Source organism: Bacillus cereus group sp. BfR-BA-01311, assembly GCF_022664295.1.
GTDB classification, from domain to species: Bacteria; Bacillota; Bacilli; order Bacillales; family Bacillaceae_G; genus Bacillus_A; species Bacillus_A cereus.
Map to the genome: position 1 here is coordinate 67,141 of NZ_JAKUHC010000016.1, position 15,693 is coordinate 82,833.

Genomic DNA, 15,693 nt, shown 5'->3' on the forward strand with positions numbered 1-15,693 from the left:
GGTGAGATACCTTCTTTTTATCTTTTAAATCCACCTTCTGAATGAATAACTTGCCCAGTAATCCACTCAGCTTCTTCACTTACTAGAAATTTAATGAGTCTAGCTGCATCCTTTGGCTCACCAATTCTGCCAAAAGGAAACATCGGCTTTAACCCTTGTTTTATCTCTTCAGTCATCCATCCTGTATCAGTTGGTCCTGGATTAATTGCATTCACTGTTATTCCTAAATGAGCTACCTCTGCTGACAACGTACTAGTAAGAGCATCAATAGCTCCCTTCGTTGTTGCATACGCTAGTTCTCCTACCATAGGACCTTGAAATTGCCCCGAAGTCATATTCACAATTCTACCACCAGATTTTTTATCAAATCCACGGGCAAATTGACTACTGAGCAATGTAGTCGCACGAATATTCACCATATAATGCTTATCTAATTCTTCAGCAGTCAACATAGAGAAATCATTATTCGTAGAATATGCTGCATTATTAATTAATATATGAGGGTACCCTAATTGTTCATTAACTTTATTTATAAGCTCTTTCGGTGCATCATTCCGAGTTAAATCTAACTCCATGCTTGATACTCTAACACCGTTTTGTAATAGCTCTTCTTCTAATTGTATTTGTTCATTTTTCTCAACGCCCCATGGCATCTCTTTATCATAATCCGTCCAATACGTAAAAAATATATCGTATCCTGATTCAGCCAATTCTTTGCAAATTGCTGCGCCTATACCGTCTAGACGACTTACCCCTGTAATAACTGCTACTTTATTTTTTAATTGGTTCATCATATACTCCTCCAAGTTTAAAGGACGCATATTTTATATAAGAGATATAAACTTTCCCACAAAAAAGACAGATACATAAAATAGGCACCTATCCTTATAAAAGGGATGTACAAGCCAAATATGCATTCCTTGAATGATTTACAGATAACTAAATAAACCCTCGCTTACGAGAGAAAAATTCATCTATCTAGTAGTTTCTAATCATTACAAGTTCATCCACATATTGAGTCTTTGTCTCCTCTCCATATATCTCTATTCTTAGTTTACCAAAACAGATAAAATGTTACAAAAAATAAAACAATTACTCACAGCCTATCCTTGTTCACATTATATCCATTGTGAATCTTTTCACAATGGATATATAATAAACTTGTAAATACAATATTGGAGGGATTTCAATGGTTATCAATTTTTTTAGAACTGATAAACGTGCTACTTTCATATTATTACTTTTACGGCTTTACATAGGATATACATGGCTCGCTGCTGGGATAGGCAAAGTCTTCGGACAATCTTTTGACGCAAGTGGCTTTCTAAAGGGTGCTATTGCTCAAGCATCAGGTGACCACCCTGCAGTACAAAGTTGGTGGGCAGATTTTCTTCAACATTTTGTCCTTCCAAACGCAGACCTATTTAGCTTTTTAGTTCAATGGGGAGAAATTTTAGTAGGTCTAGGCTTAATTTTAGGCGGATTAACAAAAACAGCTGCATTTTTCGGAATCATAATGAATCTTTCATTTTTATTAAGTGGAACTGTTAGTGTAAACCCAAACCTGCTTATTTTGACTATGTTCATTTTAGTTGCAGGGCAGAACGCTGGACGTATTGGATTAGATGGCTCTGTTTTCCCTAAACTTTTCCGTAAAAACAACCACGGAACATATAAATTAAGTAAAACTGCGTAGTAACAGTTTACTTTTAAAATATAAATAAGAAAAAGAGCCTGAATATAGGCTCTTTTTCTTATTTATCCTAATTTAAACTTTTAACGAGCCACGAAAACCTCTGGCAGCATAGTAAGAGTCTGCTCCATTGTGGTACACGAAAACATGTCCAAAGCGATAATCGCAAAATAGAGCACCACCGAGTTCTCTAATATCTGAAGGTGTTTGTACCCAACTTGATGATTTCATGTCAAAATCGCCAAGTTGTTGCAATTCCCGATATTGTTCTTCCGTTAATAGTTCAATGCCCATAGCATTGGCAACATCAATAACGTTATTTTCTGGTTTATGTTTTTTTCTTGATTCTAACGCTTCAAGATCATAACAAAGACTTCTGCGGCCTTTAGGACTCTCCTTTGAACAATCATAGAAAGTATATTCGTCCTTTTCTTCATCATAACCGACAACATCCGGCTCACCGCCAGTTACTTCCATTTCGTTAAGTGACCATAATTTTTCAGCATTAGCTTCTATCTTCGCTTCAACTTTAGCCCATTCAAGACCTTCATGGCGGTTCATGTTTTTCTCAAAACGAACTTGCAATACTTTCAATAACTCTTCACGTTTTTCTACTAGTAAGTCATTTTTATTCCCTGTCATATTAGTCCTCCCTAATGTATGTACTGATAGTAGTTTAAGTATATATTTTATAATAAATCATCTCAATATAAAGACAGTTTCAACCTTATGTCTTGTACAAACATCCATTACAAAGTCCTAAAACCCTCCATACTCTCTCCAAGAATATAGTGTGAAAACCACATCAAGTTCTGCTTCATAATAGCCACATGAACTCCTGGTTGGTCAGAACTATATGCCATTCCTTTAAATATAATTAATTCTGTATCAACTTCCATATCCATTAATCCTTGATATAGATCATATGCATTTGTAATTGGAATTCTTGCATCCTTTTCGCCATGTTGGATTAAGGTAGGCGTACAAGCTGATTTAATATACGTCATTGGTGATGTCTTCGTATAGATCTCCGGATCATTCCATGGAGTATTTCCTAAATACATTCTAATAAAGTAAGGTATATCTGTATTTACATAATGAGTATTCCAGTTAGTTATTCCACCTCCAACTGAAATAGCTTTAAACCTACTACTAAATGTAGAACAGAAAGCTGATATATATCCTCCGTTGCTCCATCCCATAACTCCTACTCTATCTTTATCTACTATCCCTTGATCAACTAGTTTATCAACTCCTGATATAACATCGTCGTAATCAGCAATCCCCTGTTTTCTATAGTTAGCTTTTAAAAATTCATTACCATAACCTGAACTTCCTCTGTAATTTGGTTCTAAAACGATAAAGCCTTTTTCAACAAACTGTTCAATCGGATATTTCTCATTGAAGCAGTCTGAAAATATCGGAAAAGATGCCCAAGCTGGACCACCGTGAATTACTACTAATAAAGGATATTTTTTATTAGTGTCAAACTCTACTGGCTTTGATAAAACCCCTTCTATTTCAAGACCATCGCTACTTTTCCATGAGATGATTTCCCTGTTACTTCTAAGTTTCCCTTTGAAAAAGCTATTTTCATCCGTTATTTTTTTATCGTCTAAATAGATTTCAAAGGTTTCATTTGTTATTGCCTTATTGTAGGATATATGTTTGCCATCCTTTGTTATAGAAGCATCCATTATAAAGCCATCTACTTTTTCGCTTAATATTTCCACAGTGCCATCTTCGGCTAGCAATCCAATAAGATAATTCGTTTTATTCTGCCACCTAATTAAAACCCCTTTAGCTGTCCACTGTAATGGCATAACCGTACTATCAAAATCTGTTAAAGGTTGAATTACCTCTCCGGTATTTATATCATATATCTCTAACGTACTATCTTGTATATGGTTTCTATAGTAATCCTTCTCTCTTATGCTTGCTGTGTAACATATTTTACTCCCGTCAGGAGAAAAGCAAACACTCCCTCCCAACAACTTATCTACATTCAGCTTTTGTAGCTCTCCAGCTTTAATATGGAGTATGTATAGATCTCCATTTATATAATCTGCCATATTTGAGCTTGGTGTCACCATAAATACAACCTTTTTACCATCATTTGAAATATCAAATTCATGGATATGAAAATCCTTACCATCCGTTAATTGATAAACAACTCTGTTCTCGTGTTCATCTGTATCACTTTGTATCACCTTTTCTATTTCAATGTAATATAAACAATTATTCTGGTGTTCCTTACCTATATGTTGAAAATCTCCATATAGGTCCTTACGTTTCTTTATCTCCTCACATTGTTTTGACTGCGTAACATAATAAAGACCCTTGCCAGTAGGCCCCCATTTGAATGTACTGACTCCTTCTTTCTCATCAGTAATTTGAACCTCTCTATAACCATCTAGTGACTTAACAAATATCTGATTTTCCCCATCACCAACTGGACTAAGATATGCGAGGCACCTAGCATCTGGAGACCATAATGGGTGTGTACTATCTATATCCCCATTTGATAATGGGTAACTCTGCTTCTTATCTTTTTCATATATCCATACATGATTCCTATATATATTGTCTTTCCAATCAGCCGTCTTCTTAACAAATGCTACGTTTTTACCATCATCACTTATGTTTGTACTTGATACGGTTGGTAATGAAATAATCTCTTCTATACTTAAATATGTTTTTTCATTCACTTTCATCAATATACCCCCTTGAAATGTCCATAAATCTCTCGTCTCTTTTTGCCGTAATAAAGGAAATTGTTCACGAATACTTAAAATAATAACGGAAAATTCAGATAAATAAAAGTGAAGTCGATAAAGTAAAACTTTAATTTATGGAGTTCTATCCACTTACCAATTCTAGATGTTCTTTTTCGACACAAAAACACCCCTTTTAGATACAAATTTGTAAATTTATTTTAAAGCTATAACTATATGTTGGTTTGGAATAAAATTTGATAAAAATGAAGTCACAAATCTTTATTTAACAACAAAAAAATTCATTTTGAAAAAACGATTGATCAAAATAGAATCACTCTTTTTAACTAAGTATGAGATTTTCATAAAAAAATTTTAATCAAAACTCACTTAGAATCTTTACTTGAAGGAATAAAGCTTCGCATCTTTTTTGTGAACATCGTTAAACTAAGATAAATTTTGACCGTATCTGTAATTAATTGTAAAATATTATACGTAGAAAGGTATTATAAAATAAATATAGAAGGGGTATGTTTTTTAGTTTTAAAGGGGCTAAAGCACATCTATTTTATGTTTTTAAAGGGAGAATTGAAAAATCATATGAAGAATTTCAAAAAGAGTACAGGTAAAATTTTACTAGCATCTGGATTAGTAGTTTCTATGTCAGCTTGTAGTGTAACAAATTTATTTGGAGAAAAAGAAAAAACAAATGCTGAATCTGGTAAACAAGAAAGTAAAGAAACTAAGACAGAAGGTAAATCATCTGAAACAAAGGAAAAATCAACTAACTCAAAAGAAGAAAGTAAAGATGTTAAGATGATTATGGTTTTGCCTGAGGATTACCCACAACTTATGGTAGACATTGAAGAAGACTTATTAAGACGTCTAGATTACTATGATGCTTCTGTGAGGGATAATAAAAAGGGAAGTAAGTCAAATGAAGAGGTACGAGATAGTATTAAAGACTTAGATAAAGTATTTAATAAAATAGAGCGTATAGATGCACCAGGAAAATACAAGGAAGATCATAAGGAAATTGTAAAAGCTGTTCAAAAGTTAAAAGAATCTTTCAAAGAAGTATCGAAGTTATTTGATTACTCTAAAACACTTAAAGATACGGATGATGCAATCATAGATAAAGCAAACAATAAATTAGATGAAGCAAAACGCATTTGGAAACCTGTATTTAATAAGTTAAAAGCGGAAGCTAAGGGTGGTTCAACAACTACTTCTACAACAAGTGGTACTAGTTCTTCTAACTCACCGAGTTTATCTAGTGGTAATACAGTTAAAACATACAGTACCCAAGATAAAACTGGTATATTCAAAGGAAAAATTGATACACCAGACGAGGATTCCGCTAAGTTTAAGAATGTACAGAACAACTATAAAGACGGTACAGAGCTTGTAGGTAATTGGGGTATTGATTACGGAGACGGAGTCAAAACTACGTTAGTCCTAAAAGCAGATAAGACATTTGAAACATATGCAAATGGTTCTTATCCAAATAAAGATAATTACTTAACAGGAACATACCAAGCAGACGTTTCTTCCCATCAGTTAACGCTAATGGTGGAAAAAGGAACTCAAAATGGTCAAGAAGTGAAATTGGAAAGACCTATTTATTCATCATATGAGGTTAAAAATTTAGATGGTAAAGCGTTACAGATTTTCCACATAGACGAACAAGTAACAATTTGTTATGTAAAACAATAAATAACTAAAAAAACTCTGTAAAATGATTTTTACAGAGTTTTTTCTTAGTTTTAATTTATTTCAAACGTATAACTATACTTATTAACCTACCAATCTCCTACTCAACAGTAACAGACTTAGCTAAGTTACGTGGCTTATCAACGTCACACTCGCGGTGAAGTGCTGCGTAGTATGAGATAAGTTGTAATGGAATAACTGCTACTAGCGGTGCTAGCGCTTCGTGTACAGCTGGTAATACGAAGCTGTCTCCTTCCATTTCTAAGCCTTTCATTGAGATGATACATGGGTTAGCTCCGCGTGCTACTACCTCTTTCACGTTGCCGCGAATTCCAAGGTTTACGTGCTCTTGTGTAGCAAGTGCGATAACTGGTGTACCATTTTCGATTAAAGCGATTGTACCGTGTTTTAACTCTCCTCCAGCGAATCCTTCTGCTTGGATGTAAGAGATTTCTTTTAGTTTTAACGCACCTTCTAATCCTACGTAGAAGTCTACGCTACGTCCGATGAAGAAACAGTTACGCGTTGTCGCTAAAAATTGTTTTGCTAATGCGTCCATTTCTTCTTTTTGATCACAAAGTTCTATCATTGCATTTGCTACAAGTCCTAGTTCGTGTGTTAAATCGAAATCAAGAACTTCACCTTTTGCTTTAGCAATATCAGCCGCTAAAATTGAAAGTACTGCAAGCTGTGCTGTGTAAGCTTTCGTTGATGCAACTGCAATTTCTGGTCCAGCGTATAACGGAAGTGTATAATCAGCTTCACGAGAAAGCGTAGAACCAGGCACGTTTGTAATTGTTAATGCTTTATGGCCCATTTCATTTGTTTGCACAAGTACTGCACGGCTATCAGCTGTTTCACCACTTTGTGAAATGTAAATGAAGAATGGTCTTTCTGTTAATAATGGCATGTTGTAAGAGAATTCACTTGCCACGTGTACTTCAACTGGCATTTTTGCAAACTTCTCGATAAATTGTTTTCCAACAAGACCTGCATGATAACTCGTTCCACATGCAATGATGTAAATACGATCGCTATCTAAGATCGCATTGCGGATGTCTTGATTTAATTCAATTTCGCCATTTTCATCTTGATACTTTTGAATTATATTACGGATTACAAGTGGTTGCTCATCGATTTCTTTAAGCATGAAATGAGGATATGTTCCCTTTTCAATATCACTTGCGTCTAATTCCGCTGTAAACGGTGCACGTTCAATCGTTTCACCTTGTAAGTTTTTAATTGTAATACTTTCTTTCGTTACGATTACGATTTCTTTATCCATTAACTCAATAAATTGATCTGTAACTTGTAACATCGCCATAGCGTCGCTTGCCACAACATTAAAGTTGTCACCAACACCTACTAATAGCGGGCTTTTGTTTTTAGCAACATAAATCATGTTTGGATTTTCAGCATCAAGTAATCCGATTGCATAAGAGCCATGTAAAAGAGATAGCGTATTACGGAACGCTTCTTCTACACTTAATCCTGTGCTCACTTGTTGTTCCATAAGCTGTACGATAACCTCTGTATCTGTTTCACTTACGAACGTTACATCTTGTAAATATTCCTTTTTCACTAATTCATAGTTTTCAATTACACCGTTATGAACTAATGTAAAGCGTTTTGATGTACTTTGATGCGGATGCGCGTTTACTTTACTTGGAACACCGTGTGTAGCCCAGCGTGTGTGTCCGATACCCACGCTTGCTGCTACGTTCTCATCTACGATTTCACGAAGTTTTGCGATACGGCCTTTTTCTTTGTATACAACAACACCGTTCTCTGCTTGTACTGCAATACCTGCTGAATCATATCCACGATATTCTAACTTTTCTAAACCTTTTAATAAAATTTCCTTTGCATCTTGCTCTCCAATAAATCCTACGATTCCACACATGTTTAGTCGCCGTTACAAATGCTTACACTGCTCTGCGAACATGTAACGACATAGTCCGATACCATTTTTATTTATACTAAAAAACGGATTACATATTGCTAGCCCTGTAAGCTTGTAACGGCTTTCACCTTCCTCTCGATTGGGTTTAAGTCCGTATATACTTATACAGCTAGTTTTCATCCGTTCCTCTTCTCTCATCACACTTTCACCTTTGTCCACTAAGTCACCTTAATGATTTAAGTAAAAGCTTGCGGTTGTGATGAACAACCGGGAGTCATCCGCCGAAATCTCGATAAACCCCACCTCGTCAACTACACTATTTGTAGTTCTGGCGCTTTTATAATTTACAATATTTCCTTTGAGAAAAAGAACAAGACCATCTTATAACAAACATGGATAAACCGTCAATGAAATTTTTTTCATCGTCTATAAAACATATGAAAAAGGAGCACTTTTTGTGCTCCTTTTTCATATAAATTCAGCTAATTATTCAGCGCCAACTTCGGCTTTCACAACTTCTACAATGCGATGTACATATGCATCACAAACTTCTTGTGTTGGTGCTTCTGCCATTACACGAATAAGTGGCTCTGTTCCAGATGGACGAACAAGAATACGGCCATCACCGTTCATTTCTTCCTCTACAACACGAATAATTTCTTTAATTTTTTCATTTTCTAATGCTAATTTTTTATCTGTTACACGAACGTTTACTAACAATTGTGGGAATTTCGTCATTTCTCCTGCAAGCTCAGATAATGGCTTTTTCGTCATTTTCATGATGTTTACAAGTTGAAGTGCACTTAACATTCCATCACCAGTTGTAATGTAATCAAGTAAGATAATATGGCCTGATTGTTCTCCACCTAGGTTGTAACCTCCACGCTTCATTTCTTCCATTACGTAGCGGTCACCAACTGCTGTTTTATCACTTGTAATATTATTTGCTTCAAGTGCCTTGTAGAAACCTAAGTTACTCATAACAGTTGAAACAACTGTATTATGTTTTAATTGACCAGTTTCTTTCATATATTTCGCACAAATGAACATAATTTGATCACCGTCAACGATGTTTCCTTTTTCGTCTACAGCAATTAAACGGTCGCCATCGCCATCAAAAGCAAGTCCGATATCCGCACCTTTTTCTTTTACCAATTCAGCTAAGCCTTCTGGATGTGTAGATCCTACACCCTCATTAATATTCATACCGTTTGGAGAAGTTCCCATTGTTGAAATATCAGCTTCTAGGTCTGCAAATAAGTATGGAGCTAGAGAAGAAGTTGCACCATGTGCACAATCTAAAGCGATATGTAGGCCAGAGAAATCTTCTTCAACAGTTTGTTTAATGTACTGTAAATATTTTTGTCCACCTTCAAAGTAATCGCTCACTTGTCCAAGATTAGTACCTGTCGGACGTGGTAGTTCATCAACTTCTTTGTCTAATAAAGCTTCAATCTCAGCTTCTTGCTCATCTGTTAATTTAAAGCCGTCTGAACCAAAGAATTTAATACCGTTATCTTGTACTGGATTATGAGATGCAGAAATCATAACACCCGCTTGTGCATCTAGTGCTTTTGTTAAATAAGCAACGCCCGGTGTAGAAATAACGCCAAGGCGCATTACTTCTGCTCCAGTTGATAATAGACCTGCTACTAAAGCTCCTTCTAACATATGACCAGATACACGTGTATCACGACCGATAATTACTTTTGGACGATCTGTATCTTTTGTTAATACATAACCACCAAAACGTCCAATTTTGAAAGCTAATTCAGGTGTTAACTCCTTATTTGCAACTCCGCGTACTCCATCTGTACCAAAATATTTACCCATTATGATTCGCTCCTTTTTCTTGCTCTTTTTGATTATCTACTGTTGGTTCTTGACTCGTTTCTTTATCTTTATCTTGATTTTGATTTTGGTTTTGATTCTTTTCCTGTTCTTTTTCTGAATCAGGTTCAGGATTTTTTGGTTTCTCATTTTGATTTTCTTGATCCGTATTTGAATCCGGTTGTTGACCGTTACCCTGTACTTCTTTATCTGGTTTTTCTTTCTTCACAATAGTAACTTTAGCACTTTTTTGTTTTGGCTCTATTGAAATATTACCAGGACCGCTCACTTGAATGGAAATATCTTTCGTCCCTGAGGATACATTTTGCAGATTAATTACCGCTGTTATTTTATCAGCTGTTATTTTATCTACTATACTTGCTTCTCCTGAAATATCAACACTTATCTTTCCATCTTGCGGCGAAAGTAGCTGAGCAGTAACATCTTTAGACAGTCCATTTTTCTGGATTGGGATACCATCAATCGTTTTTGTTTTCGTTTGTTTTGTTTTTTGCACTCCCACCGAAACCTTCACTTGATTCGGTTTGGCATTTGTTACACCCTTGGGTAATAAAACAGAGGCATCGAATGTTGTAGACTCTGTCAATTGACTAAGATCTACTTCGACCCCCTCTAGCGATTGTATATTATCCAAAATATCTTTTGGACCAGCTATCGTTACTTCTCTCGGTTCAACACTGATATTTGTAACCGCCAATCCTTCTGCTAAACTCCCCTTCTTCGTATACGTTACAGGAACAGTTTTTTCAGTATTATTGGCTGTAGTTTGCGTTGCCACATTCAACGTTACACTAATCTTAGATGGACTTGTTCTTACATTTAAACGTTTTCCTTCTTTATTGTATAATGTAACTTCGGGCGTTTTTGTAACAGTTTTATTAACACCTTTTAAATCAACATACGCTTTGGCAGAGGAAATGCTTTCAATTTCTTCTTTCGTCCCAACTACCTCAACAGTATCCGGTTTAAGGCTTGATTTTTCTAGAGTAGCCCCCGCTGGCATCTGATCCTCATTTGATAATTTCAGATCTACATGAACATATTTTCTCGCCTTTTCATGAAGAGTAACTTTAATTGTTGATGGCTGAACTGTTCCTTTCACATCATCTGGAAGCCCGTTCGTTTTTAAAGAAATCTCATAAGTTCCTTTTGGACTATCTCGCAAATCAACCGGTATGTCAAATTGTTTTTTTGCTTTTGCTGTAGCAACTGATGCTTTTGGGCCTTCTAATTTTACTTTAACGCCCTCTGCCGGAATACCACTTACAATATATTTCTCCTCATCATACTTAAGATTAATAGCATAATTAGTTAATGTTTCTTTCGTATCATTTGCAAAAGGTAATATACCTGATGTCGTATTTTTTTCAGTTAACGTCGCTGACATAAAAAGCATACACGCCAATAGTAATGAGATCCCTTTTAAAAACCAATGATTCTCCATTAACTTATCCATGACGCTTTCTCCTCCAATTCCATAAAGACGAAGAAGTCGTTTTTTCGTTTCCACTAAATTCAGCTAATAACATATCTTTCAGCTGTTCTGTCTTCAAATCACGATGCAACTTACCATTTTTCGTTAAAGAAATTTGACCAGTTTCTTCAGACACAACTACTGTAATACTATCAGTAACTTCACTAACTCCCATTGCAGCACGATGTCTAGTTCCTAATTCTTTAGAAATAAACGGACTTTCTGATAATGGAAGATAGCATGCTGCTGCTTTAATTGTACTTCCTTGCATAATTACCGCTCCGTCATGAAGAGGTGTATTTGGAATAAAAATATTAATAAGTAATTCCGATGATACGTTTGCATTAAGCGGAATACCCGTTTCCACATAATCACCCATACCGGTCTCTTTTGACAAAGTAATTAATGCACCAATTCTACGTTTCCCCATATATTCGGTTGCTTTTGCTATCGCTGTTGCAACCATTTCAGGTTCATCATCCTCATGCGTTCCAACACGCGAAAATAAACTCCCGCGCCCTAGCTGCTCAAGTGCTCTTCGCAATTCTGGCTGAAAGATAATAATAACGGCTAAAAATCCCCACGTTAATACTTGTTCAGTTAGCCAAGATAGCGTACGCAATTCAAGGAAAATACTGATCATCTTAACGACGATAATAACTGTAATCCCTTTTAAAAGTTGAACAGCTTTCGTCCCTCGGATTATAAGAATTAGCTTATATATAATAAACCATACAATGGCAATATCTAATGCCGTACTAAGATATTTCAAAATGGTCGTATCTTCAAAAGGCATGCTATCCCTTCCTCCTACTTACGAGCAATTCTATCCATATATTGAAATATTGTTTTATGCTCTATCTGTATGTATTTCCAACAACTAGTTAATTATACCATACATGAAACAAACGACAATTACAAACAACCCCCTTTAGCTCAAATTGGTAAGATGTCAAACATTTTTATTGTACAGTATAATATAAATCATTATTATACGCTTATTTTCAAATAAAAAAAGCAACTTCTCAGTTGCTTTTCTTACATTTATTTTAGTTTTTCACCGAATAAAGAACCCATTAAAGCAACTGCTGTTGTTGCCGTTCTATTTCTCTCATCTAAAATCGTATTTACCTCAACAAATTCAGCAGATGTGATAATATCAGCTTCTGCTAACATTTCCATCGCCAAATGACTTTCACGATAAGATAGACCGCCAATTACAGGCGTTCCAACACCTGGTGCATCATGAGGATCAAGACCATCTAAATCTAATGATAAGTGTACACCATCGGTATGAGATAAATATGCGATTGTTTCTTCCATCACAGCCGTCATCCCCATACGATCAATTTCATGCATTGAGAACACTTTAATACCTTCATTGCGAATGAAATCTTTTTCTCCTTCATCCAATGCACGCGCACCGATAATTACGACATTCTCTTTTTTCACCTTTGGATATGCTCCGTATAAATCTACAAGTGAAGAATGTCCATAACCTAAACTTGCTGCAAGTGACATACCATGAATATTTCCAGATGGTGAAGTTTCCTCTGTATTTAAATCACCATGTGCATCATACCAAATAACGCCTAAGTTTTTATAATGTTTTGCTACACCAGCTAATGTACCGATAGCAATACTATGGTCACCACCTAATACAAGTGGAAAACGACCTTCTTCTATAATATGATCCACCTTACTTGCTAATTCATTACATACAGTTGCAACTTGTGTAAGGTTTCTTAATTTTGTATTTTCATCTATCTCTTTTTCTCTCTCTATACATATATCTCCCATATCTTTAACGTCATATCCAATTTCTTCAATTCTTTCAATTACCCCTGCATAACGAATCGCGCTCGGTCCCATATCAACTCCACGACGCATCTGTCCTAAATCCATTGGAACTCCAATAACTGAGATTTCTTTTTTCATAGATAGTATCCCCCTTTTATGCCTTCACTAAATATTTTAAATCTTTTATATAGTCTGACTCAACTCGACATTTTTCTGTATGGATATACAATTTATTCACTTATATTCACGTTGAAAACCAAATTTTAAGACTATTCTATGTATAAAGTTAACTTAATGAAACAATCGCAATCACTATTATTAAATAATAATAATAAAACACTCCTATATTTAGAAGTGTTTTTCTGATGCTATTTTCCATACTGTTGCAATATTCTTCGTTGTCATTTCAATATTTTCTTCTGCTACTTTATATGCTTCTTCTAGTGTCATCGGTCTCGTTGTGATACTAAATACCGCATCTATTCCTTTCTCGTACACAGCTGAATAATCAGATGATACAGACCCTCCAATAGCAATTACAGGCACAGAAAAACGTTTTGCACGCCCCGCAACACCCACAGGAGCCTTTCCATATGCAGTTTGTTTATCTATTCTACCTTCACCAGTTATAATAAGATGTGCATCTTCTATATGTTTATCGAAATTTGTATAATCTAATACAATTTCAATGCCCCTACGCAAGTCTCCCTTTAACACTGAAATAACAGCCGCTCCCATTCCTCCCGCTGCCCCTGCACCAGGTATTTCAGATACATCAAAAGATACATATCGTTTAAGCATATTCGCATAATGTTGTAAATTCTCATCTAGCTCTTTCATCATCTCTATATTTGCACCCTTTTGTCTCCCAAATACGAAAGATGCTCCCTGCATTCCGACTAATGGATTATCCACATCACATGCCGCTTCTATCTTTACCCCCTTTAAGCGTGGGTCCATTCGTGAAAAATCAATAGTAACAATCGAGTGTAATGTGCCTCCAGATGGATCTATTACTTCACCCTTGCCATTTATAAACCTTACTCCTAAAGCCGCTAACATACCTGCCCCGCCATCATTTGTAGCACTTCCTCCAAGTCCTAAAATTATGTACTCCACTCCTTGATCTAGCGCATGTAATATAAGTTCTCCTGTTCCTTTTGTCGTTGTAATAAGTGGGTTGCGCTTTTCAACTGGAACGTGCTGTAATCCTGATGCTGCTGCCATTTCAATAAACGCTGTCTTTTTATCTTTAGAAATGCCATAAAAAGCTTGTATACCTTCTCTAAGCGGTCCTGTCACACTAATTGATATAATTCTCCCCTCTGTAGCATCAACAAGTGATTCAACCGTCCCTTCTCCTCCATCTCCAATTGGTATTTTCACATACTCTGCATTAGGAAAAATTGCTCTAAAACCTCTTTCAATAGCTCCACATACTTCTATAGCTTTTAGGCTTTCTTTATATGAATCAGATGCAATAACAACTTTCACAATTATCTCCCCATCCCTTATTTTTACGTTTTCTTCATTTTAAACGACAAGTATAAAAGTTGTCTTTTTAAACACAAAAAAAGCTTACATCGTATGATGTAAGCTTTTTTATTTAGATGGAGCCTAGCGGGATCGAACCGCTGACCTCCTGCGTGCAAGGCAGGCGCTCTCCCAGCTGAGCTAAGGCCCCTTATTAATTAAGCGGAAGACGGGATTCGAACCCGCGACCCCAACCTTGGCAAGGTTGTATTCTACCACTGAACTACTTCCGCAAAAATGATGAGCCATGAAGGACTCGAACCTTCGACCCTCTGATTAAAAGTCAGATGCTCTACCAACTGAGCTAATGGCTCGTAAATGGCTGGGCTAGCTGGATTCGAACCAGCGCATGACGGAGTCAAAGTCCGTTGCCTTACCGCTTGGCTATAGCCCATTAATATTTACTAGTATGGTTATCTTTTCAAAAAAATAAACCCTCTCAGGTTATTTTAAAGAAAATGGTGGAGGGGGGCAGATTCGAACTGCCGAACCCGAAGGAGCGGATTTACAGTCCGCCGCGTTTAGCCACTTCGCTACCCCTCCGACATTTTAAATATATATGGTGGAGGATGACGGGATCGAACCGCCGACCCCCTGCTTGTAAGGCAGGTGCTCTCCCAGCTGAGCTAATCCTCCAAAAGTGGTGACCCGTACGGGATTCGAACCCGTGTTACCGCCGTGAAAGGGCGGTGTCTTAACCACTTGACCAACGGGCCAAAAAAGTTTTAAACCTATTCCCAAGCTTCCAACCGGGCTTGAACCGGTGACCTCTTCCTTACCATGGAAGTGCTCTACCAGCTGAGCTATGGAAGCATAATGGCTCCGCAGGTAGGACTCGAACCTACGACCGATCGGTTAACAGCCGATAGCTCTACCACTGAGCTACTGCGGAATAATATTAGCCTGGCAACGTCCTACTCTCACAGGGACAAGGTCCCAACTACCATCGGCGCTAGAGAGCTTAACTTCCGTGTTCGGTATGGGAACGGGTGTGACCTCTCTGCCATCATTA

12 protein-coding genes, 9 tRNA genes and 1 rRNA gene are annotated in these 15,693 nt (G+C 36.5%); 2 read left to right on the forward strand and 20 right to left on the reverse strand.

The features are described from left to right. Window positions 1-17 precede the first annotated feature (17 nt). On the reverse strand, window positions 18-794 hold the full coding sequence (locus MR136_RS24655; RefSeq protein WP_031312425.1) for an SDR family oxidoreductase: 777 nt from the start codon (window positions 792-794) through the stop codon (window positions 18-20). Window positions 795-1,189: 395 nt separating this feature from the next. On the opposite strand from MR136_RS24655, the gene MR136_RS24660 reads away from it, so the two are divergent. Next, window positions 1,190-1,696, forward strand: a complete 507-nt coding sequence (locus MR136_RS24660; RefSeq protein ID WP_000236334.1) for a DoxX family membrane protein — start codon at window positions 1,190-1,192, stop codon at window positions 1,694-1,696. 72 nt (window positions 1,697-1,768) lie between these two features. Here the strand turns inward: MR136_RS24660 and MR136_RS24665 are convergent, their stop codons facing one another. Then, window positions 1,769-2,335, reverse strand: a complete 567-nt coding sequence (locus MR136_RS24665) for a DUF4256 domain-containing protein (protein ID WP_000147398.1) — start codon at window positions 2,333-2,335, stop codon at window positions 1,769-1,771. A gap of 107 nt (window positions 2,336-2,442) precedes the next feature. Beyond that, window positions 2,443-4,407 carry a S9 family peptidase gene (locus MR136_RS24670; RefSeq protein WP_017674445.1) on the reverse strand — a complete coding sequence of 655 codons (1,965 nt, stop codon included), beginning with the start codon at window positions 4,405-4,407 and terminating at the stop codon, window positions 2,443-2,445. A 588-nt stretch (window positions 4,408-4,995) separates the two neighbouring features. On the opposite strand from MR136_RS24670, the gene MR136_RS24675 reads away from it, so the two are divergent. Next, window positions 4,996-6,123 carry a DUF3994 domain-containing protein gene (locus MR136_RS24675; protein ID WP_011109777.1) on the forward strand — a complete coding sequence of 376 codons (1,128 nt, stop codon included), beginning with the start codon at window positions 4,996-4,998 and terminating at the stop codon, window positions 6,121-6,123. A 97-nt stretch (window positions 6,124-6,220) separates the two neighbouring features. On the opposite strand, the gene glmS is transcribed toward MR136_RS24675, so the two are convergent. The 17 genes from glmS to rrf all read right to left on the reverse strand — a co-directional run. Next, window positions 6,221-8,023, reverse strand: coding sequence for a glutamine--fructose-6-phosphate transaminase (isomerizing) (gene glmS, locus MR136_RS24680; RefSeq protein ID WP_000334163.1), 1,803 nt, complete (start codon window positions 8,021-8,023; stop codon window positions 6,221-6,223). A gap of 12 nt (window positions 8,024-8,035) precedes the next feature. Beyond that, the gene (locus tag MR136_RS24685; protein ID WP_001206405.1) at window positions 8,036-8,221 is read right to left on the reverse strand and encodes a hypothetical protein; all 186 of its coding nucleotides are present in this window, start codon (window positions 8,219-8,221) and stop codon (window positions 8,036-8,038) included. 288 nt (window positions 8,222-8,509) lie between these two features. Then, window positions 8,510-9,856 carry a phosphoglucosamine mutase gene (glmM, locus tag MR136_RS24690; RefSeq protein ID WP_000521476.1) on the reverse strand — a complete coding sequence of 449 codons (1,347 nt, stop codon included), beginning with the start codon at window positions 9,854-9,856 and terminating at the stop codon, window positions 8,510-8,512. After that, window positions 9,849-11,330, reverse strand: a complete 1,482-nt coding sequence (locus MR136_RS24695; protein WP_061456705.1) for a CdaR family protein — start codon at window positions 11,328-11,330, stop codon at window positions 9,849-9,851. Before MR136_RS24695 ends, glmM begins: the two co-directional genes overlap by 8 nt. Continuing rightward, a complete protein-coding gene (cdaA, locus tag MR136_RS24700) occupies window positions 11,323-12,144 on the reverse strand; it encodes a diadenylate cyclase CdaA (RefSeq protein WP_001115697.1) in 822 nt (273 codons plus the stop codon). The genes MR136_RS24695 and cdaA overlap by 8 nt, the downstream gene beginning before the upstream one ends. Before the next feature lie 248 nt (window positions 12,145-12,392). Next, window positions 12,393-13,286, reverse strand: a complete 894-nt coding sequence (rocF, locus tag MR136_RS24705) for an arginase (protein WP_000711563.1) — start codon at window positions 13,284-13,286, stop codon at window positions 12,393-12,395. 210 nt (window positions 13,287-13,496) lie between these two features. Continuing rightward, on the reverse strand, window positions 13,497-14,642 hold the full coding sequence (locus tag MR136_RS24710; protein ID WP_017674436.1) for a glycerate kinase: 1,146 nt from the start codon (window positions 14,640-14,642) through the stop codon (window positions 13,497-13,499). Between the two features lie 117 nt (window positions 14,643-14,759). Further along, window positions 14,760-14,832, reverse strand: a tRNA-Ala gene (locus MR136_RS24715). A gap of 10 nt (window positions 14,833-14,842) precedes the next feature. Beyond that, a tRNA-Gly gene (locus MR136_RS24720) sits at window positions 14,843-14,914 on the reverse strand. Window positions 14,915-14,922: 8 nt separating this feature from the next. Then, window positions 14,923-14,995, reverse strand: a tRNA-Lys gene (locus MR136_RS24725). Between the two features lie 5 nt (window positions 14,996-15,000). Next, a tRNA-Gln gene (locus MR136_RS24730) sits at window positions 15,001-15,075 on the reverse strand. Window positions 15,076-15,140: 65 nt separating this feature from the next. Continuing rightward, window positions 15,141-15,224, reverse strand: a tRNA-Tyr gene (locus MR136_RS24735). A 17-nt stretch (window positions 15,225-15,241) separates the two neighbouring features. Next, window positions 15,242-15,317: transfer RNA gene (locus MR136_RS24740), tRNA-Val, on the reverse strand. A 5-nt stretch (window positions 15,318-15,322) separates the two neighbouring features. Continuing rightward, window positions 15,323-15,397, reverse strand: a tRNA-Glu gene (locus MR136_RS24745). A gap of 24 nt (window positions 15,398-15,421) precedes the next feature. Next, window positions 15,422-15,494 (reverse strand) — tRNA-Thr (locus tag MR136_RS24750). Between the two features lie 4 nt (window positions 15,495-15,498). Continuing rightward, window positions 15,499-15,573 (reverse strand) — tRNA-Asn (locus MR136_RS24755). A 9-nt stretch (window positions 15,574-15,582) separates the two neighbouring features. Then, window positions 15,583-15,693, reverse strand: a 5S ribosomal RNA gene (gene rrf, locus MR136_RS24760); the annotation flags it as partial.

Coding starts and splice junctions, on each gene's coding strand:
- rocF (WP_000711563.1), bottom strand. CDS start 13,286: ATGAAAAAAGAAATCTCAGTTATTGGAGTTCCAATGGATTTAGGACAG.
- glmS (WP_000334163.1), bottom strand. CDS start 8,023: ATGTGTGGAATCGTAGGATTTATTGGAGAGCAAGATGCAAAGGAAATT.
- cdaA (WP_001115697.1), bottom strand. CDS start 12,144: ATGCCTTTTGAAGATACGACCATTTTGAAATATCTTAGTACGGCATTA.
- MR136_RS24660 (WP_000236334.1), top strand. CDS start 1,190: ATGGTTATCAATTTTTTTAGAACTGATAAACGTGCTACTTTCATATTA.
- MR136_RS24665 (WP_000147398.1), bottom strand. CDS start 2,335: ATGACAGGGAATAAAAATGACTTACTAGTAGAAAAACGTGAAGAGTTA.
- MR136_RS24695 (WP_061456705.1), bottom strand. CDS start 11,330: ATGGATAAGTTAATGGAGAATCATTGGTTTTTAAAAGGGATCTCATTA.
- glmM (WP_000521476.1), bottom strand. CDS start 9,856: ATGGGTAAATATTTTGGTACAGATGGAGTACGCGGAGTTGCAAATAAG.
- MR136_RS24685 (WP_001206405.1), bottom strand. CDS start 8,221: ATGAGAGAAGAGGAACGGATGAAAACTAGCTGTATAAGTATATACGGA.
- MR136_RS24670 (WP_017674445.1), bottom strand. CDS start 4,407: ATGAAAGTGAATGAAAAAACATATTTAAGTATAGAAGAGATTATTTCA.
- MR136_RS24655 (WP_031312425.1), bottom strand. CDS start 794: ATGATGAACCAATTAAAAAATAAAGTAGCAGTTATTACAGGGGTAAGT.